We start from the raw sequence: 22,613 nt of genomic DNA on the forward strand, positions 1-22,613 counted from the left end.
ATATAAATTATACAATTGTTGTCATAATAAAATTTATAAGCTCTATTAAAAGATATTTTCTATTGAGAATTTTTGAAGCTCCTTCACAACCTTAGCACTATGTTTTATACTATGCACTCCAGCTAGGGCATCTGCCTTTTCTTCTTCTTTGATATACTGAGTTAGTCCATAAAGCTCATGAGTAATTTCGTCTACCTGCTGATGGTTTAAATATAGGCTGAGTTCTGAAGTCCTTTTATCGATTTTGTTGTGAAATTTATTAGCTATATCGTAGGCTTCCTCCCATCTATCATCATTAATAAGCTCTTCTAGATTCTCACAGGTTTTTATTATTTCATTCAGAAAGCTTTGAGTTTTGCTGTTGGAAGCTACCATAAAAGCAATTAGTATAATAAACAGGATAAAGGCGATAGCGACGTTTTTCAAAGGGTTACCTCCTGCTAGTTATTTTTGCTCCTTCCTTTGACAATAGAAGTTTCTATTAGAGTCCACCATAGCAAGATAAATATCCTCATAGTTAGTTATCTTTTGGTTTTTAATTTGATTTTTTAGCCATTTATCACTCTTATTTATTGACTTAAGATTGCTGCTCTGCACCTTACCGTTTAATATGAGAATCACTGGCAGGCTATCCTCCGTGGAAGGAATATTTAAATCTTTCTTTGTTACAGGAGCAAGCTCGGCCTTAGGTATAATAGAAAGCTGCCCATTATTCTCTAGGATGATGTAAGCTAAATCGCTAAAGTTAAAATGTCCGCTTATTCTAAGCTCTTCCATTAAATCGTCTACGTTGATTCTCTGCTCTCTTAGAGCAGCAGTGTCAAGCTTTCCATCTCTTAGGAGTATTGATGGCTTTCCATCGATAATTTTTCGTAAGGTTTCAAAATGAAGCTGAACCTCTGAAAGGATAATTTGAAGTATAAGCATGGTAAGTATAGGAATGACTCCTAAAAGTAGTGGAAGACGCACATCCTGCATGGGAAGAGTAGCAAGCTCTGAAATCATTATAGTTATTACCAGCTCATAAGGCTGAAGCTGTCCTAATTGCCTTTTTCCCATGAGTCTCATAACAAATACAACGATAAAAAATAGAATTATAGTTCTTATTATTAGGACAAACATCTATTTTTCACCTCCCTTGTGATAGTTTTTGTAAATTTCTTTGTTTTATGACATCAATGATGAAATTTAAAGTATAATAATATTAAAACTTTAAAACCTGTATAGATGAGGTGAATGCTATGAGGATGGAATTGATATTAAGTAATGGTAAAAAGATAAAAGCGGAAAAAGGTAAGCTCTTATGGGATATAATAAAGGAAAACTATGAAGAGAGCCTCCTTCCTCCGGTACTTGCCATGATAAACGGTAAATATTATGAGCTGGGAAGTCAGCTAGAAGAGGGGGGGATATTTGAAGCCGTATCTCTTAATAATTCTCTTGGAAACAATAGCTATTCTAGAACTCTGCAATTTATTCTTATAAAGGCGGTGTTAGATCTCTTTCCTGAAAGCAAAATAACCATTGAACACTCTATAAGTAAGGGGATATATGGGGAGATTCACAGGAATGTGCCTCTTACAGAAGAGGAAGTAGGAAAGGTCAAGGAATACATGCAGAAGCTTATAGATGAGGACATTAAAATAAATAAGGTATCAATGAAAAAAGAGGAAGCCATGGAGCTTTTTCGTTCCTATAAAATGGAGGATAAGGTTAAGCTTCTTAAATATGTTACAGCAGATACTGTAAAGCTCTATGAGCTTCAGGGAAGATATGATTATTTTTATGGTCCCATGGCCTATTCCACCGGGGTGATTAAATATTTTGATCTGATTTTTTATGAGCCAGGATTTATTTTAAGGCTTCCACCAGTGGAAACCCCTACGGAAATACCTCCATTTAAAGAGTATAAAAAGCTTTCTAGGATATTCAAGGAAACTGAACATTGGCTCAACATAATTGGAGTTGCTGACGTTGGATCTCTTAACGATAAGATAGTCAATGGAGAGATTGTGGATATTGTCAGGGTGTCAGAGGCTCTTCATGAAAAGAAGATAGCTTATATAGCCGATATGATAGCAGAAAGAAGAGAAGCTAAGGTGGTATTAATCGCTGGCCCCTCCTCCTCTGGAAAAACTACCTTTGCCAATAGGCTTGCTATTCAGCTTAGGGTAAATGGTTATATTCCTAAAGCTATATCCTTAGATGATTATTTTGTTAATAGAACTAACACTCCACTAGATGATGAAGGAAAGCCTGATTATGAGTCCATAGATTCCTTAGATTTAGAGCTGTTTAACAAGCATTTAAGCTTGATTATGGATGGTCAGGAGGTGGAAATTCCTAAATATAATTTCTATACAGGAGAAAGAGAATGGGTGGGTAATAAGTTTAAGCTTCCTCAAAAGGGTATACTTATTATTGAGGGGATCCATGGCTTAAATCCTAAGCTTACAGCTACAATATTAGATGAAAATAAATTTAAGATATATATCAGTGCCTTAACTCAGCTAAATATAGATAATCATAATAGGGTGGCCACCACTGATGTAAGAAGGATTAGAAGAATAGTAAGGGATATCCTCTCTCGAGGCTACAGCTCTGAGGTAACATTAACCTTATGGCCATCGATAAAACGAGGGGAGGAAAAAAATATATTCGTATATCAGGAGGAAGCAGATGTAATGTTTAATTCCACCTTGGTATATGAGCTTTCCGTTCTAAAAAGATTTGCTTTGATTGAGCTTGATAAAATAAAGCCCGATTCACCAGTTTATTATGAGGCCTCCAGATTAAAAAGCTTATTAGGTTTTTTTAAGGATATAAATGGAGATTATGTTCCTGATAATTCAATACTTAGAGAATTTATAGGTGGAAGTCTATTTTATAAGTATTGAGGTTATTAAGTATATTTTTATTAGATCATCCAATATAAATTTTTTAGCAAGTGTTAGGGAAGCCTATTCTTTATAGCAGCTTAGAACAAAAAGCATAAAACCAACAGCTATTACTTGGTTTTATGCTTTTTCCTTATAGAAAATTAATAATATTTCAGTATATTTATTTATAATAGTTAAGTATATTTGATTACTAATATTTTCTCTCTTATAATATAGTTATAGAGATAAATAAGATAATTTAGTTGCTTTTTAATTTTGCTATGGGGGTATTGATATGGACATTAAAACTAGGGCAAGCGAAGGTAAAATACTAATGCCAAAAGTATTGAAGGTAATGCTTATTATCCTGGCTTCAATAATTGTATTTTTTATAGCTTTTTTTATTGGTTTCAAGCTAAAGTATGCTGATACGTTTTATGGACATACTTATGTTAATGGGGTTGAAATTAGTAATATGAATCTTGAAGAGGCTTCTAAAGCTATTTCTAAGGTATTAGATAATAAAACCTTTGTCATTAAGGATAAAAAAGAAAATATCTATGAATACTCTCTAAAGGATGATTTTGGTTTGACCTATGAATTACAGGAATCCTTAACAGAAATAAAAAAACTGGAAGATGATTTAGGAATAATTGAAAAACTGTTTACTACAAAAAACTTTGAGTTAGATAACCTTAAAATCGATGGAAAGAAATTTCAGGATAAAATAAGTGAATCAGAGTTTTATAAAAGTGGCAGCAATGATGTAACTAAAGATGCAGAAATAGAGTTTAGTGAGAGTGAAAAAAGCTTTGTTATTAAAAAGGAGCATCAGGGAACAAATTTAATTTTAGAGGATTTTTATAAATCAGCAAAGGAACTAATTGCTGAGGGTGTTTTTGAAGTGGATCTTACTAGTGGAGAGTATTATGAAAAGCCTAAGGTCCTTTCAGATAATGAAGCTTTAAACAAGAAGAATAATTCCTTGAATGAATTTGTGAAAGCTCATATAACCTATCAGGTTCCTGGTGGGGAGCTTATCTGTGGACCTTTGACCTACTATAAATGGTTGAAATATGATGAAGCTAATGGCGTAGCTATAGATGCTTCCCAGGTAGAAAGGTATGTACAGGAACTAGCCAATAGCTACAATACTTATGGTAATTCCAAAATGTTTAAAACCACAAAAAGAGGAGAAATTAAAGTAGCTGGTGGGAACTTTGGGTATATAGTAAATAAAAGTAAGGAGGCAGAGGAGTTAATTAAAAATATAATCAATAAAGAGACTGTTACAAGAGAGCCAATCTATTCACAAAAAGAATTTTCTAGTAATAACGGTATCGGCAATTCTTATGTTGAAATTGACTTAACAAATCAGCAGCTATACTTTTATAACGATGGGGTAATGGTTCTTTCCAGTGGCTGTGTTACGGGAAATCCTAATAAAGGTAATGCTACTCCTTCGGGTATATATAGAGTTTATAATAAGCAAAGCCCCTCAATATTAAGAGGACAGATCGACCCTAAGACTGGAAAAAGAGAGTATGAAACTCCTGTTTCCTACTGGATGCCTTTTAATGGCGGTATAGGCTTACATGATGCCAACTGGCAACCAACCTTTGGTGGTGATAGATATTTATCTAATGGATCTCATGGCTGTGTCAATCTTCCTGAATCAGTAGCTGCAACTATATATTCAAGAGTAAATGTAGGTACACCAGTTATACTATATAAATAATATATAGTCTTAATAGCTATATAATTAATATTATTTTAATTACTTTAACCCTCAGGACAACTTTTCTATTTTAATTTCATAGTAACTGTTATAAAATATACCCTGAGCATAGATATTGATGTAAGAAATAGAGAGGGGAAGATAAATGAAAAAATATGGAGTCTTTGATGTATTAGGTCCTATAATGATTGGACCCTCCAGCTCTCATACGGCAGGTGCCGCTAGACTCGGCAAGATCTTTGGAGTTATGGCAGGAGAGGATATTGAAAAGGTAGAGTTTTTACTTCATGGTTCCTTTGGAAAAACCTATAGGGGTCATGGTACAGATAGAGCACTGGTTGCAGGAATATTAGGTATGGAACCAAGTGACGAGAGATTAAGAGATGCTTTAGAAATAGCAAAGGAAAGAAATATAGATATTATCTTCACGGAGAAGGATTTAGGAGATGTACATCCTAATACAGTGAAGGCCCTGATAGGCTGCAGGGGAGGAAGACAATTTACAGCACAGGGCTCCTCAATCGGAGGAGGAAGCATTATAATTACAGAGGTAGACGGTGAGGAAGTGGAATTTACTGGCGCATATCCAACCTTAATCATAAGTCATAAGGATATTCCAGGGCAGGTTTCTAAGGTAACAACCTTGTTATATACCCAAGGGATTAATATTGCTTATATGAAGGTTTTTAGGCACCATAGAGGAGACACTGCTACCATGGTTTTTGAAACAGATGATAACATTCCACAGGCAGTACTAGATTGCATTACAGGTATTATGGACGTAAAAAGCGTTACCTACATAAGTCCTGTAAAGGAGGGTGAAGCTTAATGTATGCAGGAAATGGTGAAGAGCTTTTAAAAATATGCACCGCTAAAAACATCTCTCTTGCTGAGTATTCAATTCTTCTTGAAATGGAAAACACCGGGGATACCAGAGAAGAGCTGATTAAGAGGATGACCAAGAATTTAAGAGTAATGATGCAATCAGCAGCTATGGGCATGGATAAAGAGGTCAAATCCGTTACAGGTCTCATAGGTGGCGATGCTTACAAGCTCAGTGAATATATTAAAAAAGGGAAAAGCCTTACGGGAATGACCATGGTTAAAGCCATGGCGAGAGCTTTGTCTTGTTCGGAAGTTAATGCTTCCATGGGAAGGATTGTTGCTGCACCAACAGCAGGCTCCTGCGGCATATTGCCTGCTGTTATCATAACTGCTGGAGAACAGCTAAATCTTACAGAAGAGGAGATGGTTATGGGACTCTTCACCTCTTCAGCGGTGGGAATGATAATAGCTAAGAATGCCACTCTGGCAGGAGCGGAGGGAGGATGCCAAGCGGAATGCGGCTCTGCGGCAGCCATGGCTGCTGCTGCAGTGGTAGAAATGATGGGCGGAACCCCTGAAATGGCCTTAAATGCTGGAGCTATAGTTATAAAAAACATACTAGGACTCGTATGCGATCCAGTGGCAGGGCTGGTAGAAGTGCCTTGTGCAAAGAGAAATGCTGCAGGAGCAGTTAGTGCTCTTACCACAGCAGAGATGGTTATGGCTGGAGTTCTAAGTAGAATACCCTTTGATGATATGATTGAAGCCATGTATAGAATTGGTAAGTCTCTTCCCATGGAGCTTAGAGAAACAGCTATGGGAGGCTGCGCAATTACAAAAAGAGGTATAGAGCTTGCAAAGAGTGTAGGAATGCACAAATAAGATTGATAATTATGATATAGGATGAGCAACATGACTGAAGGCTTTTGAGCAGTCATGCTGCTCTTTTATTTATAAAGCTAATTGGTTATAATCATAAGTATAATCATAAAAAATAGGAGTCCTGCATTATGATGGATAAAGCTTTTAAAGTACTAAAAAAATACTATGGCTTTCATAATTTTAAGGAAGGCCAGGATAAAATAATAGAGAGCATTCTAGAGAGAAAGGATACCTTTGCGCTTATGCCTACGGGGGCTGGGAAATCTTTATGCTATCAGATACCAGCGGTACTTTTCCCTGGTGTAACTATTGTGATTTCTCCTCTAATATCTTTAATGAAGGACCAGGTAGATTCCTTAAAAGCTATAGGAATATCCGCTGCTTATATAAGTAGTAGCCTTACCTTTAAAGAGATAAAGGAAATAATAGATGATGCAGACATAGGTATTTATAAGCTTTTGTACATAGCACCAGAAAGACTTGAGCTGGATTCCTTTGTGAAAATCATAAAAAATATATCAATATCCCAGATTGCTATAGATGAAGCACATTGTGTTTCGCAATGGGGGCATGATTTTAGAGGAAGCTATAGAGCCATCGCTCCTTTCGTAGAAGCCTTGAAAGAGCGTCCTGTAATCACTGCCTTTACCGCCACTGCTACAGAGTATGTGGTAAAGGATAGCCTTTCCTTATTAAGGCTTAAGGAGCCAGAAATATTTTCTGTAAGCCTTGCTAGAGATAATCTTCTCCTTAATATTAAAAAGGTTGATAACAGGGATGAAAAGCTTGAGTTTATAATGAATTTTATAAGGAGAAACAGTGAGGTCAGCGGAATTATATACATGCCTACTAGAAAAGAAACAGAGGAGCTTCAAAAATATCTCTTGTCTCTTGGGATAAGGGCTGGAAAGTATCATGGTGGCATGGAAGAAAAGGAAAGAAGCTTCTATCAGGAGGAATTTATCTATGATAAAACTCCATTAATGGTGGCTACCAATGCCTTTGGTATGGGAATAGATAAGCCTAACATAAGATACATAATACATTATTCCATTCCTAAGAATATAGAAAGCTATTATCAGGAGATAGGAAGAGGAGGAAGGGATGGGGATCCCTGCAGCTGCTATTTATTATATAACTCAAAGGATGCTGCTCTTCAAGAATTTCTCCTAAAAAACAGCTCATCCATAGATAGGCTTCCCATAGAGCTAGCTAAGCTTGAAAAAATGAATGAGTATGGCAGCTGTGAAGGCTGTCTTAGTAATTACATCCTTGAGTATTTTGGTGAAAAAGCCTTAAAGGATTATTGCTCCTGCTGCTGCAACTGTGTTAATAACAGTGAGCTAAAAGATATTACCAAGGAAAGTCAAATGGTTTTATCCTGTATATATAGAACTCATGAAAAGTATGGTATTAGCATGATTACAGACATCCTAAAGGGGTATAGAGGTCCCAAAATATCGGAATATAAGCTTTATAATATACCTACCTATGGTATAATGAAGAAATACAGCTCAAAATTTATTAAGGACATAATACATACTCTCTTAAGAGAGGGATATTTAGATAAAAAAGAAAATACCTATTCTATGGTTAAGCTAAACAGTAAATCCATAAATCTATTAAAAGGTAAGGAAAGGTTGTTTACAAAGCTTATAGGTGAGGAAGAGGAGGAGGTAACCTCATCACCCTTATTTCTTCGTCTCAGGAAGCTTAGAAGAGAGCTGGCAGAAAAGGAAGGACTTCCTCCTTATATTGTCTTTTCTGACTCAGTGCTCATAGAAATGTGCCGTGCCCTGCCAGAGAGTAAAGAGGAGCTTTTGGAGCTTAAAGGAATAGGGGAAAATAAGAGCGAAAAATATGGAACGGAATTTTTAAATATTATAAGACTGTACAAAGGGCAAAAAGTAAATGAGATAAGGGGATGATATAATTGGAAAATAAGGAATTGATTCTTTTAGTTGATGAGGAAGACAGAGAAGTAGGTTATGAAGAAAAGCTCAAGGTACATGAAAAGGCTCTTCTTCATAGAGCATTTTCAATATTTATTTTTAATTCCAAGGAGGAGCTGCTCCTGCAAAAAAGAGAAAAAGGAAAATATCACTCGCCAGGGCTCTGGACCAATACCTGCTGCTCACATCAACGAAAGGGCGAAACTCTCGATGAAGCAATTCATAGGAGGCTACAGGAGGAAATGGGCTTTGATACAGAGTTAAAGGAGAGATTTACCTTCATTTATAGAGCAGAATTTGATAACAGCCTCACAGAGTATGAGCTAGATCATGTGTTTACAGGAGTTTATGAAGGACCCATAGAATTTAATCCTAGCGAGGTTGAGGCTTATAGATGGATTTCTTTGGAGGAGCTAAAAAAAGAGCTTGAAGCTCAGCCGGAAAGCTATACCTACTGGTTTAAGGCTTCAATAGATAAAATCTTTCATTTATATAATAATGAACAATTACATAAGTAAGGTTTAGAATAATCCTCACAAAAGGCTTCTTTCTTAATATTATAAAGAGAGAGAAGTCTATGGAGGATTTTTTATTATGAAGGAGCTTAAAGGTTCGCAGACAGAAATGAATCTTTATTTGACCTTTGCGGGAGAGTCTAGAGTAAGGAATAGGTATAACTTTTTTTCAGAGGTGGCAAGGCTTGAAGGTTATCAATGGATAGGTAATGTTTTTGATGAAGCTGCCAGTACTAAATATGCTCATTCTAGAGAGGTATATAGGCGATATTTAGATATGGTAGGGAATACTTTAGAAAACTTAAAGGAAGCCATGGAGGGAGAGACCATTGAATACTCAACCTTATACAGACAGTTTGAGGAGGAAGCAAGAAAAGAAGGCTTTCAACAAATAGGCGACTTTTATAAGGAGCTTTCTGCCGTAGCCAAAAATTATGAAGAGAAATTTGAGGAGCTATATAATAGGGTAAAGGATAACACTGTATATATTTCGCCAGTGCCTACCCGCTGGAGATGCATGAACTGCAGCTGGATCCATGAAGGTACCAGTGCTCCAAAGCTATGCGCCTTGTGTTATTTTCCTAAAAGCTTTTTCAAGGAAGAAGGCGATGAAATCTGATGTATATTTCGGTGCCTAAGGATTTTTCTATTGATATTATTTATAAAGATAGTAATTTCTTTAATGAAGATAATCCAAAGCTAGAAGTGAAGGCAGCAGAAGGGATTTATAAAAAACCTAATTATTGGAAGGCTGTTGATGAATACTATCTTCAGGAGGTTCTTAATAAATAGCAAATGTCATTAATCTATCTGATGCTTAATATAATAATACTATTAAGATTATCCAGGTGGAATGATGAGCTACAGAAAAATTATTGATAAAGAATGCAATGATTTATCCATGCTTGCAGATATGCTCTTTAAGCTTTCTAATTCTTATAAGATGCTTTCTGGTGGAGCGTCTGATTTAAACGGTATAGCTCTGGCTAGGAAGAAGGATGTAAGAGATGCAGTAAAAAGAGTGGCAGCCCTAGGAGAGGTTATTGACGACCTTATAGAAACCATTGATTATATAGACTGTGCTTTCTTTGATTATTCTAAGCTTAAGGCAGAATATATAGCTTGCAAGACAAACATTGAATTGATTAAAGCTGAGGTAGATGAGGAGCTAAACCCCTTGAGCTTAACAGAAAAGAAGCCCTGAGATAGGCTTCTTTTGTTTACACTTTTTTGAATCTATAATTACTTACCATTAGGTAGGATAGCATTAAAAGGAACGTTATAGGTAGTCCCCTCATAACATATATGCTATCAGTAAAGGTAGAAATTAATACAAATAAAGCAATAAAGCTGCCAGCAATGGTTATAGGTATGCCTGTGAAGACACCATCGAAGCTACTTGCATTATATCTAGCTAATCTATAAGCACCACATATAGGAAACAGTAATAATAAGCCGTAGCCCATAAAGCCTCCAGGTCCTAAGGTATCAAAGCTGTATAGAGTAAACAGCAGCAGGGAAGGTGCTACACCAAAGGAAACTAGGTCAGCTAGTGAGTCAAGCTCCTTACCTAAAGGACTTGATACATCTAAATATCGGGCTATTCTTCCGTCATACCTGTCAACCAGGGCTGCAAGCAAAATAAATATAGAAGAGGCTCTATAATCATCATTAAACAAGCCTAATATTGAAAGTATTCCAAAGGACAAGTTTATGAAGGTAAAAGTATTAGGAATAGTACTCTTTCTCATTAAATAATTCACTCCTAAAGAATAATGAATCCAAATAGAATTAAAAAAATAATATAATTGCTAATTAGGATTTTTATTAAAGTTATACTATTATATTATACAACAAATATCCTTCATTTAAAACTTAATAATATTGTTAACTTGTATTAATTAAAAATTTTTATTTAACAATCCATGGGAACTAGCTTAATTCCATATTAATTTGTTGCATTAAAGCTCTCTAATTAATATAATTATAATGTAAATTGTCGATAAGGTGGTGGATTTTAAATGGAGGCTGGCCCTCATAGTAAGCGGAAAAATACAAATAATAGCTATAAGAAAGCTATGAGAGGTATAGATTTATCCATTTAATCATCGGTAACAGATATTAGGGATAGAATTTTTCATACTTCTTCTTTCTTATGGCTTAAAGGAGGACTAATATGAAAAGACTATCTCTATTTTTATACAGTGATATAGTAGGAATGAAGGTATATGATGAATTTGATGATAATATTGGACAGCTTAAGGATGTTTATGTAACAACGGAGGAAGGCTATCCTAAATTCATAGGGTACAGACTAAAGAAGGATGGCTACTATATAGATTATGAGTTTAGAACCATTAGATTTTACCTTCAAGATAATAATAATATTAAAATAACTGTAAGAGGTGCAAGGGAAATAATAGCACAAAGATATACTTATCTATTATCTAAAAATTTATTAGATAAGAAAATAGTGGATATCAATGGGAAAAAGGTAGTAACTGTAAGGGATTTGAGAGTTGTGGAAATTGCTGGAGAGTATAAGGTTTTAGCAGTGGAATCAGGCCCTTTAGCTAAATACAAGAAAATTGGATTAGGCCAAATCGCAAAAATCATTATGAAGCTATTTCATATAGAATATAAGGATAGCGCTATTATGTGGGATGATGTAGAGTCCTTAGAGATGGTTAATGACAACCTAAAGCTTGCAATACCCTATCAAAAGCTTTCAAAGCTCCATCCGGCGGATTTGGCAGATATCCTGGAGGATCTAGATTCTAATCATAGAAAAATAGTATTTGAGAGCTTTGATGAAAATCTTGCAGCAGATATCCTGGAGGAAATTGAACCAAAGGTACAGGAGAGCCTTATTAAGGATATGAGTGATCATAAAACTCATGAAGTTTTTGATAATATGCCAAATGATGAGATCGCTGATATTTTAGAAGAGCTGGATGAGGAAACTCAGGAAAAAATTCTTATGTCCTTAGAAAGCACCGATGCTAATGAAATTCGAGAGCTGATGTCCTACAAGGATGAAACTGTGGGTAGTATAATGAATAAGGATTTTATTTCTTTTAATATAGATGTAACCGTAGGTGAAACCATAGAACTTATAAGAGAGCTGAATCCTGAGGATGAGGTTATGTATTATATCTACATCATCAATGAAGAAGAAAAGCTGCAGGGAGTGGTATCCTTAAAAAGACTTTTAATGAATCCTCATGATGTTAAGCTTAGAGATATAATGGAGGAGAGAGTTGTTACGGTAAATGTTGAGGATAGCCTTGAAGAAGTAGTTCAGGACTTTAAGAAGTACGACCTCGTATCTCTTCCTGTAACAGATGGCGAGGATAAAATGATTGGTATAGTGGTTATCCACGATATTATAGATGAGATATTGTAATTTATTAATTATTAACAATTTACCAGTTGACAATCTGGAAGTAAGGAATATAATATAAAGTAAAGATGAGAAATCAAATCAAAATACTCGGGATTAAATGCGGTGAAGAAGTAAAGTAGCTTAATAGAGAGCCACAGAGAGGGAACCATAGCTGAGAGGTTTCTGCTTAAAATTAATGTGAAGTGCACTTTGGAGCAGGTATCTGAAAGTTTAAGTAAGATAACACGGGTTCACCCGTTATAGTGACAGAACATTATTGGATGTTTTAGCATGGAGTGAGATACCTTGTATCTAATTAGAGTGGAACCACGGAGTTAATACTTCGTCTCTTATAGGAGACGGAGTTTTTTATTTATCAAAAATAAATTAAAATTTCAGGAGGGAAAAATATGATTTTTAACAATGTAATAGATATGATAGGAAATACACCTATAATTAAGCTTAATAATGTGGTAGGAGAAAACAGTGCAGAGGTTTATGTTAAGCTGGAAAAATATAATCCTGCAGCTAGTGTAAAGGATAGAGCAGCCCTTGGGATGATTGAAAAAGCAGAAGAGCTAGGACTTCTTAAAAAAGGTGATACTATTGTAGAGCCTACCAGTGGTAATACCGGTATAGCACTGGCTATGGTTGGCAATGTGAAAGGGTACAAGGTAGTAATTGTAATGCCTGATACCATGAGCAAGGAAAGAAGAGATATGATCAGGGCTTTTGGTGCAGAGCTTGTTCTGACAGAAGGTGCTAAAGGAATGAAGGGAGCTATAAGCAAGGCAGAGGAGCTAGTAGAGGAAAAGGGATATTTTATGCCACAGCAGTTCTTAAATGTTGCAAATCCTGAGAAGCATTATGCTACTACAGCTAAGGAAATCCTTGCTGATATACCAGATTTAGATGCCTTTGTAGCGGGGGTAGGTACCGGTGGTACCATTACTGGTGTTGGTAAGAATCTAAAAGAAATTAAAGCTGAGGTTAAGGTTGTTGCAGTGGAGCCAGAAAAATCTCCTGTTATTTCAGGAGGTCAGCCAGGTCCTCATAAGATACAGGGAATAGGAGCAGGCTTCATACCTGAAAATTACAAGGCAGAGGTAGTAGATAAGGTTCTTCAGGTAAGCGAAGAAGCAGCCTTTGAAACTGCTAGATTACTTGCAGCTAAAGAAGGAGTACTAGTTGGTATTTCTTCAGGAGCAGCTATTTCAGCAGCATTAAACATAGCTAAGGAGCTTGGAGCTGGTAAAAAGGTTCTTGTTATTGCTCCAGATGGTGCTGAAAAGTATATGTCTATGGGGTTATTCTAAGAAAAGGTGATCTAATGTTTAATAAGCTACGTTATAATGTTAATAATATATTGAAGCAGGACCCTGCTGCCAGCAGCTTTTGGGAGGTATTATTTCTTTACCCTTCCATTCATGCTACCAATCTTCATTCCATTGCCCACTTCTTTTATAAAAGAAAGCTTAAGGTTATTGCTAGGCTGATTTCTCAGCTAGGAAGGTTCTTTACAGGCATTGAAATCCACCCAGGGGCAAAAATAGGAAAAGGATTATTTATAGACCATGGTATGGGAGTGGTAATTGGAGAAACTGCAGAGGTTGGAGAAAATGTGACCATTTATCATGGTGCAACCTTAGGTGGCACAGGGAAGGATAAAGGAAAAAGACATCCTACCGTTGGTAATAATGTTATAATAGGTGCAGGAGCTAAGATTCTTGGTCCTATATATATTGGAGATAGGGTAAAGGTAGGAGCCAATGCAGTGGTCCTTACCGATGTACCAGCCAATTCTACGGCAGTAGGTATACCTGCAAAAATAATTACTAGAACTTTGGCCCCAATAATCAATATTAAGGATTACAGAGGAAAAATTCATACCATATATAATGATATGGTGATTTAAGTAAAGTAAAAAGGAGCAGGTTATGGATAACAAACAAAGGATTATAGATTTCTGCAAGGAGCTGAAGCTTACTAAGGTTGGTTTTGTAAGCTGCAGGCCCTTTGAGGAGCTTAGGCCTCTTTTGGAAGAAAGAAAGGCTCAAGGCACTGAAAATCCCTTTGAAGAAAAAGATATCGACAAAAGACTGAATCCTTTTATATATATGCAGGAGGGAAAGACTATAATTTCTATAGCTTTCCCTTATTTGCATAAAGCAGAGCTTAGAGAGGATTATGGTTTTTCTGTTTATACTAGAGGATATGATTATCACAGAGTAGTTAAGGGCTATCTAGAAAAAATCTGTGCCTTTATAGAAAGTCTTGGGGGAAAGGCTGTGTCTTTTACTGATAATAATGCCCTTCCAGAAAGATACATAGCATATTTAAGTGGGATAGGTTTTATTGGTAAGAATAATATGCTCATAACTCATGAATATGGCTCTTATGTTTTTTTAGGAGAAATAATCACAGATTTAGAGCTTCAAGAGGACTGTCCGGACAGAAGCTTTGAAAAGATGGAAAGGTATGTAGAATGTGGAGAGGAATGTACCCTCTGCTTTGATGAGTGTCCTACTAAGGCTATAAATTCAGAGAAAAAGAATGCTAACATCTGTCTTTCCTTTCTCACCCAGAAGAAGGACTTAGAGGATAAGTGGCTTCCTCACCTATCGGGAAGGCTTTTTGGCTGTGATTCCTGTCAAAAAAAGTGTAGATATAATCAGCTTGTAAGATTTTCCCCTCTTGAGGAGTTTAAACCACAAAAACACATGGAGGATCATGATATCCTTGAGCTTAAGAATCTTGATAAAAAGACCTTTAAAGAAAAATATCTTATAACCTCCTGTGGCTGGAGAGGAAAAGCAGTCCTTCAAAGAAACGCTTTGATAAGAAGTGCTCTATTTGACAAAGAGGATATAAAAGCCTTTACCTCAAATTCTGAATACCTTATGGATTATAAGGAGAGGCTACTAAGGATACGGAAATCTGGAATCTTAGAGAGATTAGAAAAGGAAAAAAGTAAAAGGAAGCCTGTATCCACTTGTGCAATACAGCCTCTGGAGAAGACTACTGATGAAGAAGGATTAGTGCTATAATATGTATGAGTTTAATATATTTTCTGGAAGGATGGATAGGCTTTGAAGAAAAGAACTAAGCAGGTATTGGAGCTTTTAAAGGAAGAGTATCCTGATGCAAAATGTGAGCTAGAACATGAGACTCCCTTTCAGCTTTTAGTCTCCACTATATTATCAGCTCAAACAACGGATAAAAAGGTTAATGAGGTTACAGAGAAGCTTTATAAGGAATATCCTGATCTGGATGCTTTCTTGACTCTCACGGAGGAGGAGCTAGCTGAGAGGATAAAAACTATAGGTCTATATAAAAATAAGGCTAAAAACATAATAAAAATGTGCCATCAGCTAAAGGAAAACTTTAATGGTGAGGTACCTAATACCATGGAAGGGATAACCTCCTTAGCTGGAGCAGGGAGAAAGACAGCCAATGTGGTATTGTCCAATGCCTTTGGTGTCCCAGCTATTGCTGTTGATACCCATGTGTTTAGAGTATCTAATAGAATTGGCCTTGCCAGTGGAAAAAATGTTGAGATTACTGAGGAGCAGCTAATGAAGGAGCTTCCTAAAAAGGAATGGTCTCTGGCTCATCATCTCATTATATTTCATGGAAGACGCTGCTGCTATGCCAGGAAGCCTGACTGTGGAAGGTGTATAATTAGAGAGCACTGTGACTATTATAAGACTCTTATAAAAGCTAACAAAGCTGTAAAGAAAACAGAAAAGGTATCAAAATAGAGGGCTTGACTTAAGCTTATAAAGCTTAAGTCAAGCACCTGTGTTTATAATATTATAAATGATTTCTGTTATTTTACATCCTCAAGTCGTCTGTCCAGAGCGTTTTCAAGAATTTTTGGATCTCGTAAGCACCTTCTGAATATCTTCATGGACTTAGCGAAATACAAGCCATCACAAAATCTTTCATCGGTTACAAGCCCTAAGGTAAGAACCTTTTTTGCTTCGAGAATCTCATTGTTAAGTGGAACAGCCTTAAGCTTTTCTTTCCCTAGAGCAATAAATATTCCTGTAGTACCAAATTCATAAACATGATGATAAATATATCTCAGTCCTATGGATTTTAAATTAGTTACAAAAAATGAGGTGTGAAAAGGACTTGCGTTAATTACAGCCTTAGGCAGCATATTATGCTTGTCCAAAAACATTATAGTGTTTACTGCAAGCTTAACCAGAGGTCCTGGAATTGACATGATGAGTCCTGCAAGCTTATCAGTATCATTGCTTTTGGTATTCTGTGTTTCATAAACTATCTTGTCTACTGCTTCAGAAATCTCCTGAAGGGTTTCCGTTCCTTCAAAGCAGAGCTTTACAGTAGTGCCGGCAGAATCATCCCTTAAGGTTCTGTGAATTACGAAGGAAACCCATATCTTTGGTCTTGTGTAAATCCTCCCATTCATAACGAATCTATTGAGGGCAGGCCTTAAGGCTATAGTTCTCACCATTGCAGCAATAATGATTTTCATATAGTTATAATTAAGTCCCTCTGATTTTTTTTGATTAATATAGCTATCTAAGGGATCGCATAGAAAGTCATCATTGAATAGGTTTTGAGAGTCTGTACGGGTTTTCATTATGTAAGGAGTAATTCTTTGAAAAGGGTCAATATCATGTACTCTTCTTCCGTCATGTCTCTTACTAAACATATCTGTCACCACCTTTATCTATATAAACTTATAAACCCTTTAATCTTAGGTGAATATATATTAATAATACAGTTTATTTAAATATTTTTCAAATTATTATAATAATTGTCTGAAATGGTTAATAGCTTATTAATTGGTAATTATTTTTTTCTTCTATAATTGTATATAAAAACCCCTATATAAGCACCTATTATTAATAAATACCCCATAAAGCTATAGAAATCAGGTACTTCCTTTAGGAAGAGTATTCCTAATAGGGCTGAGAATATAATCTGGCTATAATCAAATACTGATATTTCACTGGCAGGAGCATATTTATAAGCCAGGGTTAAAGCAAACTGTGCCAAGGATGCAAATATTCCTGCGGCTATTAAATATAAGAACTGCATCAGTGTCATGGGCTTATAATAAAATATTAAAAAGGGTAATAAGGACACTATTGAAACAAAGGAAAAATAAAATACTATTGTGTAATACTTTTCTCTTCCTCCTAAAAATCTAACAAAGGTATAAGCACTGCCAGCAAGAAGAGCTGAGGAAAAGCCTATAAGTGCTGGGAAAACATTGCTATTAAACCCAGGCTTTATTATTAATAGGGTTCCGAGAAAAGCAAAGACGAGGGCAAATAGCTGAACAGGCTTAATTTTTTCCTTCAGGAATATATAAGATAATATAATTACCACAAAAGGACTTAATTTATTTAGCATTGAAGCATCTGAGAGGACAAGATTATCTATAGCATAATAATTTGCTACAATTCCCAAGGTTCCAAAGATGGATCGGCCTAAAAGATAGGGCTGATTTTCCTTTTTTCCAAAAAAGCTTTCCTTGTGGACTACAATTAGTGCAAAGGCTAAGGCTAGAGATACAGAATTTCTAAAAAAGGTTTTTTGTATAGAGGGTACGTCTCCGGAAAGCTTAACCATTAGAGACATAAATGAAAAGCATAGTGCGGAGCAGGTAATGAGAATTATTCCTTTATTTTTTTCTTTGATGATTTTAATATTATTTTTCATAGGTTATCACTTCCTTCAGTTTTTTATTTTAATATATGTTTCCCTATTGTCAATATAAATACTTTTTGTTTAATCCTCCTGGTGGTATAATAATCAATAATTGTAGCTTATGAATAATATAGCAATAAACATACTTATGGAGGTATATATATGAAAGTTGGAGTAATAATGGGAGGGATATCCTCAGAAAGAGAGATTTCCCTACTAAGTGGAGAAGGTATGGTTAAGGCCTTAAAGGATAGTGATAAATACGAAGCTATACCTATAATTATAGATAGCAAAGAGGATGTCTTTTCAAAGACTCAGGATATAGATTTTGCTCTCCTTGCTCTTCATGGGAAATTTGGAGAGGATGGAACTATTCAGGCAGTGCTTCAGACCTTAGGAATACCATATTCCGGCTGTGACACCTTAAGCAGTGCCCTATGCATGGATAAGGATCTTACAAAAACAATACTAAAGGCTCATGGAATCAGAACTGCTCCCTGGCTTATGGTAAGCTCTCTAGAGGATATAGATTATAAGGCTATAGAGGATATGGGCTATCCTGTAGTTATAAAGCCAAACAGTGGAGGCTCCAGCGTAGCTACCTTCATAATAAAGGAAGCCTCAGAGGTTCTCGATGCAGTTAGGGAAGGACTAAAATGGGATAAAGAGATCATGATAGAAAAATATATCAAGGGTGACGAAATAACCTGTCCTGTTTTGGATGGGGAGATATTCCCAACCCTAGCTATAAAGCCTAAGGCTGACTTCTTCGACTACACAGCAAAATATACTGATGGAGCCACTGATGAATTCATTATTGAGCTTCAGGAGGCCCTTCAAAAGGAAGTTGATTTTATGACCCTAGAATGCTATAAAGCATTAAAATGCAGTGTTTATGCAAGGGTTGACTTTATAATCAGTGAAGGGGTTCCTTATCTTTTAGAGATAAATACCCTTCCAGGAATGACTAAAAACAGCCTTTTCCCTAAGAGTGCCGCAGGCAGGGGGATAAGCTTCAAGGAGCTACTAGAGCTAATTATTGAAAAATCATTAATTGTAAGAGGATAATAATAAATCTCTCCCATATTTATAATTATATGTGGAGAGATTTCTCTTTTACTCTTATAATAAAAGGTAAATATAAAAATAAGGCTTTTATTAAGAAAATTTTAAGAATTATATTGTATTATGGGATTAAGGGGATGATGGAATTGAAAAAAATAAAGGAATTGAAGTCTTATAAAAGGGAAGGCTTCTACCTAATGATATATTTAATATTGACAGCCTCCTATAAGTTATTTAATACCCCCAGGGAAATGGTGTATGATCTAACCATAGGTATTGACAGACTAATCCCCTTTACTAAGGAGTTTATAGTGTTTTATTATATATGGTATCTCTTCCTGGCAGTTACCATTATAGGGCTTTTCCTTAAGGATAGAGAAAGCTACTTTAGGTATCTTAAGGGCTTATCCTTAGGACTTATAGGGGCATATCTTACCTATACCTTCTTTCAGAGCACCGTACCTAGGCCAGAGGTAATAGGTAATGATATATTTGCTATTATGGTAAGGCAGATTTATGCCATAGATAATCCTTACAATTGCTTTCCAAGTATTCATGTTTTTGCTACGGTTTATGGCTGCTTAGTTATAAGTAAAAGCTACTTCAATAGTAATAAGCTGTTTAAAATAACCATGTATATAACAGGTATATTAATTATTTTATCAACCTTATTTGTTAAGCAGCACGTAATTTTGGATGCCGTGGGAGGAAGTGCTTTAGCTTACCTTGCATATGTTCTGTACTATAAGAGAGAAGGAGAAAGAGTCAGGATATGGATAAAGAAACTATTCTCGTCGTTGACGATGAAAAAGAAATTAGAGATTTAATTGAGATATACCTTAAAAATGAAGGGTATAATACCCTTAAAGCCTCCGATGGCTTTGAAGCTCTGTCACTTTTAAAAGCAAGAGAGGTGCAGCTGATTATTTTAGATGTGATGATGCCCAATATGGATGGAATAAGGGCATGCATGAAAATTAGAGAAGAAAGAAACACCCCTATAATAATGCTTTCAGCTAAGTCTGAGGACATGGATAAAATAATGGGTCTTACCACTGGAGCAGATGATTATATTACTAAGCCCTTTAATCCCTTAGAGTTAATAGCTAGGGTTAAATCACAGCTTAGAAGGTATATAAAGCTTAATAACAATTCTGTAGCCTTTGGAAGAGCCGTGCTGGAGCTTGATGACTTAGTTATTAATACAGAAACCCATGAGATATCTATAGATGGTAGAGCCGTGAAGCTAACTCCTAGAGAGTTTGATATATTAGAGCTACTAGCAAGAAATCCTGGTAAGGTCTTTAGTATAGAAAATATCTATCAGAGCGTGTGGAAGGAGAGCTTCATTCAGTCCGATAATACTGTCATGGTACACATAAGAAAAATAAGAGAAAAGATAGAGAAGGACCCCAGAAAGCCTAGATATATAAAAACCGTTTGGGGAGTGGGCTATAAAATTGAAAAATGATAAGGATAAAAATACCTTCATTCAAAGGCTAATTATAAAACTGGAAAACAGCACATTATTTAGGCCTATAAAGCTTTTATGGGAGCTGTTTTTGGGGAAGATGAAAAAAAGCATTCGCTTTGAGCTGGTAGTGGTTTTTGGTGTCTCATTGCTTGTTGGTATCCTTTCCTTTGGTGTGAATAATTTTTTATCCTACAATAGAAATGGCTTAACATCCTATATCTTTGCCTTTGCTGCCTTCATAATATCTTTTTTGATAATTACTAACAACACCATGAAGTACATTCAGGATATATCTAAAGGCTTAAAGGAAATTTCAGAAGGCAAGCTCAGCTATAGAATACCAATAAAGGGAGAGGATGAGCTGAGCAACCTGGCCAATAATATCAATTATATGGCCCAGGAAATTGAAACAAAGATCCAGAGTGAAAGAAAGGCAGAGAAAACAAAGAATGAGCTAGTGACTAATGTATCCCATGATTTAAGAACACCTTTGACCTCAGTTATAGGCTATATAGGTCTTGCAAAGGATGGAAAATATAATAGCCCTGAAGAGCTGCAGGAGTATTTAAATATAGCCTATACAAAATCAGAAAGACTTAAGCTATTAATCGATGATCTTTTTGAATATACGAAGCTCACTAATGATGGGGTTACATTAGATTTTCAGAGGGTTAATATTATCGAGTTTTTAGAGCAGTTAATTGAAGAGTTAAGGCCAGATTTTGAAGATAATAAGCTTATCCTAAAGAATAATCTGCCAGAAGAAAAGCTTTATATTAATGCTGATGCTAATAAGCTTCTTAGGGTGTTTGAAAATCTTTTTAGTAATTCCATTAAGTACAGCTACAAGCCCGGCACTGTAGAAATCAGCCTCGAAGCTTTTTCAGAGGTTATGATTTTCTCTATAAAAAATAAAGGTGATAGGATTGAAAGAGAAAATCTAAAGAAGATATTTGATAGGTTTTATAGGGGAGATGAAGCTAGAAGTAGCGCTGTAGCTGGCAGCGGACTAGGTCTTGCTATAACAAAAAATATTGTAGAGCTTCACAAGGGGAGAGTTTGGGCAAATTGTGATTCCCAAGATTTCATAACCTTTTATGTACAGCTTCCATTATATAAATAGCTTTCATTATAAAGTAGTAACAATATAATGAAAGGCTAATATTATAATAATGGAAGAATTTTTTTTGGAGGAAAAATGCAAAATAGAAATCCAAATAGCTTATTTGGTATAGATATCAATGAGTACAGTCAGGGTGTGGACTTCCAAACCTTAGCTAGGACCGTAGACTTCTTGTACTTAAGAGCTTCCGGCTCAGGAAGTGGAAGCTTTAGATTAGATAGAAGGTTTATTGAATTCGCCCAGGCCAGCAGAGATTTTGGAATACCAGTAGGTGCATATCACTATGCTCTACCCACTACAAGCCTTCCAGCAGCAAGGGCACAGGCCGATGATTTTATTTATGCTCTCCAGCAGGGCTTTGGTGATGATGATTTTGGAGATATATTCCCTGTTCTTGATGTAGAGGAGCCACAAGATAGGTCACTAACTACCACACAGCTTATAAATTGGATAGACGCTTTTAGAGAACGCTTTGAAGAAGTTACAAGAAGAAGGCTGATGCTATATACCGGAGCCTTCTTTATTGACCTTTATGATAATTTTTATGTACCGGGAGAGGGGTTTCCTTTAAGCAATATGCCCTTATGGATAGCTATGTATACAAGAATTCCAGGAAATCCTCCCTATCCTGTTGATCAAGGTGGATGGACAAGATGGACTATCTGGCAGTTTAGCGATGAGGGAAACGTAAACGGTGTAGACTCTCCTACAGATTTAAACTGGGGACCTGACAGTATCGATGAGCTTACACCGCCTAGAGATGTCACTGGCTTTAGAGTATTTCAGGATGAGAATAATCTATATCTTACCTGGGATCCTAACACAGATTCAGATATTGCCGGGTATAATATCTTCGTAAATGGAGTTTATGCAGCTACCTTGAACAAGGATAGAACCACCTATGTGATAAGTAAGAGAAGGAATAATATACCTCCAGGAGAGGTTTTAACCATAGCAATAGAGGCTTTTGACACAATGGGTGATTTTTCTGATGATAGAACAGTGGTCCAGATAACCACTGAAAATTAGTCTGATAATAAATACAATAAAAAGGAGTGCTTAGCTTCATAAATAAGAGCTAAGCACT

At 35.9% G+C, this 22,613-nt stretch carries 24 protein-coding genes and 1 other annotated feature; of the genes, 19 read left to right on the forward strand and 5 right to left on the reverse strand.

The window, feature by feature from the left end; genetic code table 11:
- Nucleotides 1-45: 45 nt before the first annotated feature.
- Nucleotides 46-426, reverse strand: a complete 381-nt coding sequence (locus tag ACPWSR_RS11830) for a DUF4363 family protein (RefSeq protein ID WP_426348429.1) — start codon at nt 424-426, stop codon at nt 46-48.
- An 18-nt stretch (nt 427-444) separates the two neighbouring features.
- Nucleotides 445-1,122 (reverse strand): DUF421 domain-containing protein, encoded by a 678-nt coding sequence (locus ACPWSR_RS11835; protein ID WP_426348430.1) that lies wholly within the window; start codon nt 1,120-1,122, stop codon nt 445-447.
- 119 nt (nt 1,123-1,241) lie between these two features.
- On the opposite strand from ACPWSR_RS11835, the gene ACPWSR_RS11840 reads away from it, so the two are divergent.
- From ACPWSR_RS11840 to ACPWSR_RS11880, 9 genes are all read left to right on the forward strand, one after another.
- Entirely contained in the window at nt 1,242-2,897 is a 1,656-nt protein-coding gene (locus ACPWSR_RS11840; RefSeq protein ID WP_426348431.1) for a hypothetical protein, read from the forward strand.
- A gap of 277 nt (nt 2,898-3,174) precedes the next feature.
- Nucleotides 3,175-4,617 carry a L,D-transpeptidase family protein gene (locus tag ACPWSR_RS11845; protein ID WP_426348432.1) on the forward strand — a complete coding sequence of 481 codons (1,443 nt, stop codon included), beginning with the start codon at nt 3,175-3,177 and terminating at the stop codon, nt 4,615-4,617.
- Nucleotides 4,618-4,762: 145 nt separating this feature from the next.
- Nucleotides 4,763-5,446 (forward strand): L-serine ammonia-lyase, iron-sulfur-dependent subunit beta, encoded by a 684-nt coding sequence (gene sdaAB / locus ACPWSR_RS11850; RefSeq protein ID WP_426348433.1) that lies wholly within the window; start codon nt 4,763-4,765, stop codon nt 5,444-5,446.
- The gene (sdaAA, locus tag ACPWSR_RS11855) at nt 5,446-6,324 is read left to right on the forward strand and encodes an L-serine ammonia-lyase, iron-sulfur-dependent, subunit alpha (RefSeq protein WP_426348434.1); all 879 of its coding nucleotides are present in this window, start codon (nt 5,446-5,448) and stop codon (nt 6,322-6,324) included. Before sdaAB ends, sdaAA begins: the two co-directional genes overlap by 1 nt.
- 128 nt (nt 6,325-6,452) lie before the next feature.
- Nucleotides 6,453-8,252, forward strand: coding sequence for a DNA helicase RecQ (gene recQ, locus ACPWSR_RS11860; protein ID WP_426348435.1), 1,800 nt, complete (start codon nt 6,453-6,455; stop codon nt 8,250-8,252).
- A gap of 5 nt (nt 8,253-8,257) precedes the next feature.
- Nucleotides 8,258-8,794 carry an isopentenyl-diphosphate Delta-isomerase gene (gene idi, locus ACPWSR_RS11865; RefSeq protein ID WP_426348436.1) on the forward strand — a complete coding sequence of 179 codons (537 nt, stop codon included), beginning with the start codon at nt 8,258-8,260 and terminating at the stop codon, nt 8,792-8,794.
- 76 nt (nt 8,795-8,870) lie between these two features.
- Nucleotides 8,871-9,410 carry a rubrerythrin family protein gene (locus tag ACPWSR_RS11870; RefSeq protein WP_426348437.1) on the forward strand — a complete coding sequence of 180 codons (540 nt, stop codon included), beginning with the start codon at nt 8,871-8,873 and terminating at the stop codon, nt 9,408-9,410.
- Nucleotides 9,410-9,583 (forward strand): hypothetical protein, encoded by a 174-nt coding sequence (locus tag ACPWSR_RS11875; protein WP_426348438.1) that lies wholly within the window; start codon nt 9,410-9,412, stop codon nt 9,581-9,583. Before ACPWSR_RS11870 ends, ACPWSR_RS11875 begins: the two co-directional genes overlap by 1 nt.
- Nucleotides 9,584-9,647: 64 nt before the next feature.
- Nucleotides 9,648-9,995 (forward strand): hypothetical protein, encoded by a 348-nt coding sequence (locus tag ACPWSR_RS11880; protein ID WP_426348439.1) that lies wholly within the window; start codon nt 9,648-9,650, stop codon nt 9,993-9,995.
- 16 nt (nt 9,996-10,011) lie between these two features.
- Here the strand turns inward: ACPWSR_RS11880 and pssA are convergent, their stop codons facing one another.
- On the reverse strand, nt 10,012-10,542 hold the full coding sequence (gene pssA / locus ACPWSR_RS11885) for a CDP-diacylglycerol--serine O-phosphatidyltransferase (protein WP_426348440.1): 531 nt from the start codon (nt 10,540-10,542) through the stop codon (nt 10,012-10,014).
- 425 nt (nt 10,543-10,967) lie between these two features.
- On the opposite strand from pssA, the gene ACPWSR_RS11890 reads away from it, so the two are divergent.
- The 5 genes from ACPWSR_RS11890 to nth all read left to right on the forward strand — a co-directional run bounded on the left by ACPWSR_RS11890 (nt 10,968) and on the right by nth (nt 15,937).
- On the forward strand, nt 10,968-12,197 hold the full coding sequence (locus ACPWSR_RS11890) for a magnesium transporter (RefSeq protein ID WP_426348441.1): 1,230 nt from the start codon (nt 10,968-10,970) through the stop codon (nt 12,195-12,197).
- Between the two features lie 93 nt (nt 12,198-12,290).
- Nucleotides 12,291-12,530, forward strand: a binding site (T-box leader).
- A 56-nt stretch (nt 12,531-12,586) separates the two neighbouring features.
- On the forward strand, nt 12,587-13,492 hold the full coding sequence (gene cysK, locus ACPWSR_RS11895) for a cysteine synthase A (RefSeq protein WP_426348442.1): 906 nt from the start codon (nt 12,587-12,589) through the stop codon (nt 13,490-13,492).
- A 14-nt stretch (nt 13,493-13,506) separates the two neighbouring features.
- Nucleotides 13,507-14,091, forward strand: coding sequence for a serine O-acetyltransferase EpsC (gene epsC, locus ACPWSR_RS11900; RefSeq protein WP_426348443.1), 585 nt, complete (start codon nt 13,507-13,509; stop codon nt 14,089-14,091).
- 22 nt (nt 14,092-14,113) lie between these two features.
- The gene (queG, locus tag ACPWSR_RS11905; RefSeq protein ID WP_426348444.1) at nt 14,114-15,223 is read left to right on the forward strand and encodes a tRNA epoxyqueuosine(34) reductase QueG; all 1,110 of its coding nucleotides are present in this window, start codon (nt 14,114-14,116) and stop codon (nt 15,221-15,223) included.
- Nucleotides 15,224-15,265: 42 nt separating this feature from the next.
- Nucleotides 15,266-15,937 carry an endonuclease III gene (gene nth, locus ACPWSR_RS11910; RefSeq protein WP_426348445.1) on the forward strand — a complete coding sequence of 224 codons (672 nt, stop codon included), beginning with the start codon at nt 15,266-15,268 and terminating at the stop codon, nt 15,935-15,937.
- A gap of 68 nt (nt 15,938-16,005) precedes the next feature.
- Here nth and ACPWSR_RS11915 read toward each other — a convergent pair whose 3' ends face one another.
- Together ACPWSR_RS11915 and ACPWSR_RS11920 are read right to left on the reverse strand one after the other, a co-directional pair.
- Nucleotides 16,006-16,860, reverse strand: coding sequence for a hypothetical protein (locus ACPWSR_RS11915; protein WP_426348446.1), 855 nt, complete (start codon nt 16,858-16,860; stop codon nt 16,006-16,008).
- 140 nt (nt 16,861-17,000) lie between these two features.
- Complete coding sequence (locus ACPWSR_RS11920) at nt 17,001-17,876, reverse strand: DMT family transporter (RefSeq protein ID WP_426348447.1); 876 nt, start codon at nt 17,874-17,876, stop codon at nt 17,001-17,003.
- Nucleotides 17,877-18,026: 150 nt separating this feature from the next.
- On the opposite strand from ACPWSR_RS11920, the gene ACPWSR_RS11925 reads away from it, so the two are divergent.
- From ACPWSR_RS11925 to ACPWSR_RS11945, 5 genes are all read left to right on the forward strand, one after another.
- On the forward strand, nt 18,027-18,932 hold the full coding sequence (locus tag ACPWSR_RS11925; RefSeq protein ID WP_426348448.1) for a D-alanine--D-alanine ligase: 906 nt from the start codon (nt 18,027-18,029) through the stop codon (nt 18,930-18,932).
- A 143-nt stretch (nt 18,933-19,075) separates the two neighbouring features.
- Nucleotides 19,076-19,756 (forward strand): phosphatase PAP2 family protein, encoded by a 681-nt coding sequence (locus ACPWSR_RS11930; RefSeq protein ID WP_426348449.1) that lies wholly within the window; start codon nt 19,076-19,078, stop codon nt 19,754-19,756.
- The gene (locus ACPWSR_RS11935) at nt 19,702-20,400 is read left to right on the forward strand and encodes a response regulator transcription factor (RefSeq protein WP_426348450.1); all 699 of its coding nucleotides are present in this window, start codon (nt 19,702-19,704) and stop codon (nt 20,398-20,400) included. The genes ACPWSR_RS11930 and ACPWSR_RS11935 overlap by 55 nt, the downstream gene beginning before the upstream one ends.
- Nucleotides 20,390-21,526, forward strand: a complete 1,137-nt coding sequence (locus ACPWSR_RS11940) for a sensor histidine kinase (protein ID WP_426348451.1) — start codon at nt 20,390-20,392, stop codon at nt 21,524-21,526. Before ACPWSR_RS11935 ends, ACPWSR_RS11940 begins: the two co-directional genes overlap by 11 nt.
- A gap of 75 nt (nt 21,527-21,601) precedes the next feature.
- Complete coding sequence (locus ACPWSR_RS11945) at nt 21,602-22,555, forward strand: GH25 family lysozyme (protein ID WP_426348452.1); 954 nt, start codon at nt 21,602-21,604, stop codon at nt 22,553-22,555.
- Nucleotides 22,556-22,613: the final 58 nt, after the last annotated feature.

The organism is Alloiococcus sp. CFN-8 (genome assembly GCF_049943125.1).
GTDB lineage: Bacteria > Bacillota > Clostridia > Clostridiales > Clostridiaceae > JAEXZL01.

Coding starts and splice junctions, on each gene's coding strand:
- ACPWSR_RS11835 (WP_426348430.1), bottom strand. CDS start 1,122: ATGTTTGTCCTAATAATAAGAACTATAATTCTATTTTTTATCGTTGTA.
- ACPWSR_RS11840 (WP_426348431.1), top strand. CDS start 1,242: ATGAGGATGGAATTGATATTAAGTAATGGTAAAAAGATAAAAGCGGAA.
- ACPWSR_RS11845 (WP_426348432.1), top strand. CDS start 3,175: ATGGACATTAAAACTAGGGCAAGCGAAGGTAAAATACTAATGCCAAAA.
- sdaAB (WP_426348433.1), top strand. CDS start 4,763: ATGAAAAAATATGGAGTCTTTGATGTATTAGGTCCTATAATGATTGGA.
- sdaAA (WP_426348434.1), top strand. CDS start 5,446: ATGTATGCAGGAAATGGTGAAGAGCTTTTAAAAATATGCACCGCTAAA.
- recQ (WP_426348435.1), top strand. CDS start 6,453: ATGATGGATAAAGCTTTTAAAGTACTAAAAAAATACTATGGCTTTCAT.
- ACPWSR_RS11870 (WP_426348437.1), top strand. CDS start 8,871: ATGAAGGAGCTTAAAGGTTCGCAGACAGAAATGAATCTTTATTTGACC.
- ACPWSR_RS11875 (WP_426348438.1), top strand. CDS start 9,410: ATGTATATTTCGGTGCCTAAGGATTTTTCTATTGATATTATTTATAAA.
- ACPWSR_RS11880 (WP_426348439.1), top strand. CDS start 9,648: ATGAGCTACAGAAAAATTATTGATAAAGAATGCAATGATTTATCCATG.
- pssA (WP_426348440.1), bottom strand. CDS start 10,542: ATGAGAAAGAGTACTATTCCTAATACTTTTACCTTCATAAACTTGTCC.
- ACPWSR_RS11890 (WP_426348441.1), top strand. CDS start 10,968: ATGAAAAGACTATCTCTATTTTTATACAGTGATATAGTAGGAATGAAG.
- cysK (WP_426348442.1), top strand. CDS start 12,587: ATGATTTTTAACAATGTAATAGATATGATAGGAAATACACCTATAATT.
- epsC (WP_426348443.1), top strand. CDS start 13,507: ATGTTTAATAAGCTACGTTATAATGTTAATAATATATTGAAGCAGGAC.
- queG (WP_426348444.1), top strand. CDS start 14,114: ATGGATAACAAACAAAGGATTATAGATTTCTGCAAGGAGCTGAAGCTT.
- ACPWSR_RS11915 (WP_426348446.1), bottom strand. CDS start 16,860: ATGTTTAGTAAGAGACATGACGGAAGAAGAGTACATGATATTGACCCT.
- ACPWSR_RS11920 (WP_426348447.1), bottom strand. CDS start 17,876: ATGAAAAATAATATTAAAATCATCAAAGAAAAAAATAAAGGAATAATT.
- ACPWSR_RS11925 (WP_426348448.1), top strand. CDS start 18,027: ATGAAAGTTGGAGTAATAATGGGAGGGATATCCTCAGAAAGAGAGATT.
- ACPWSR_RS11935 (WP_426348450.1), top strand. CDS start 19,702: ATGGATAAAGAAACTATTCTCGTCGTTGACGATGAAAAAGAAATTAGA.
- ACPWSR_RS11945 (WP_426348452.1), top strand. CDS start 21,602: ATGCAAAATAGAAATCCAAATAGCTTATTTGGTATAGATATCAATGAG.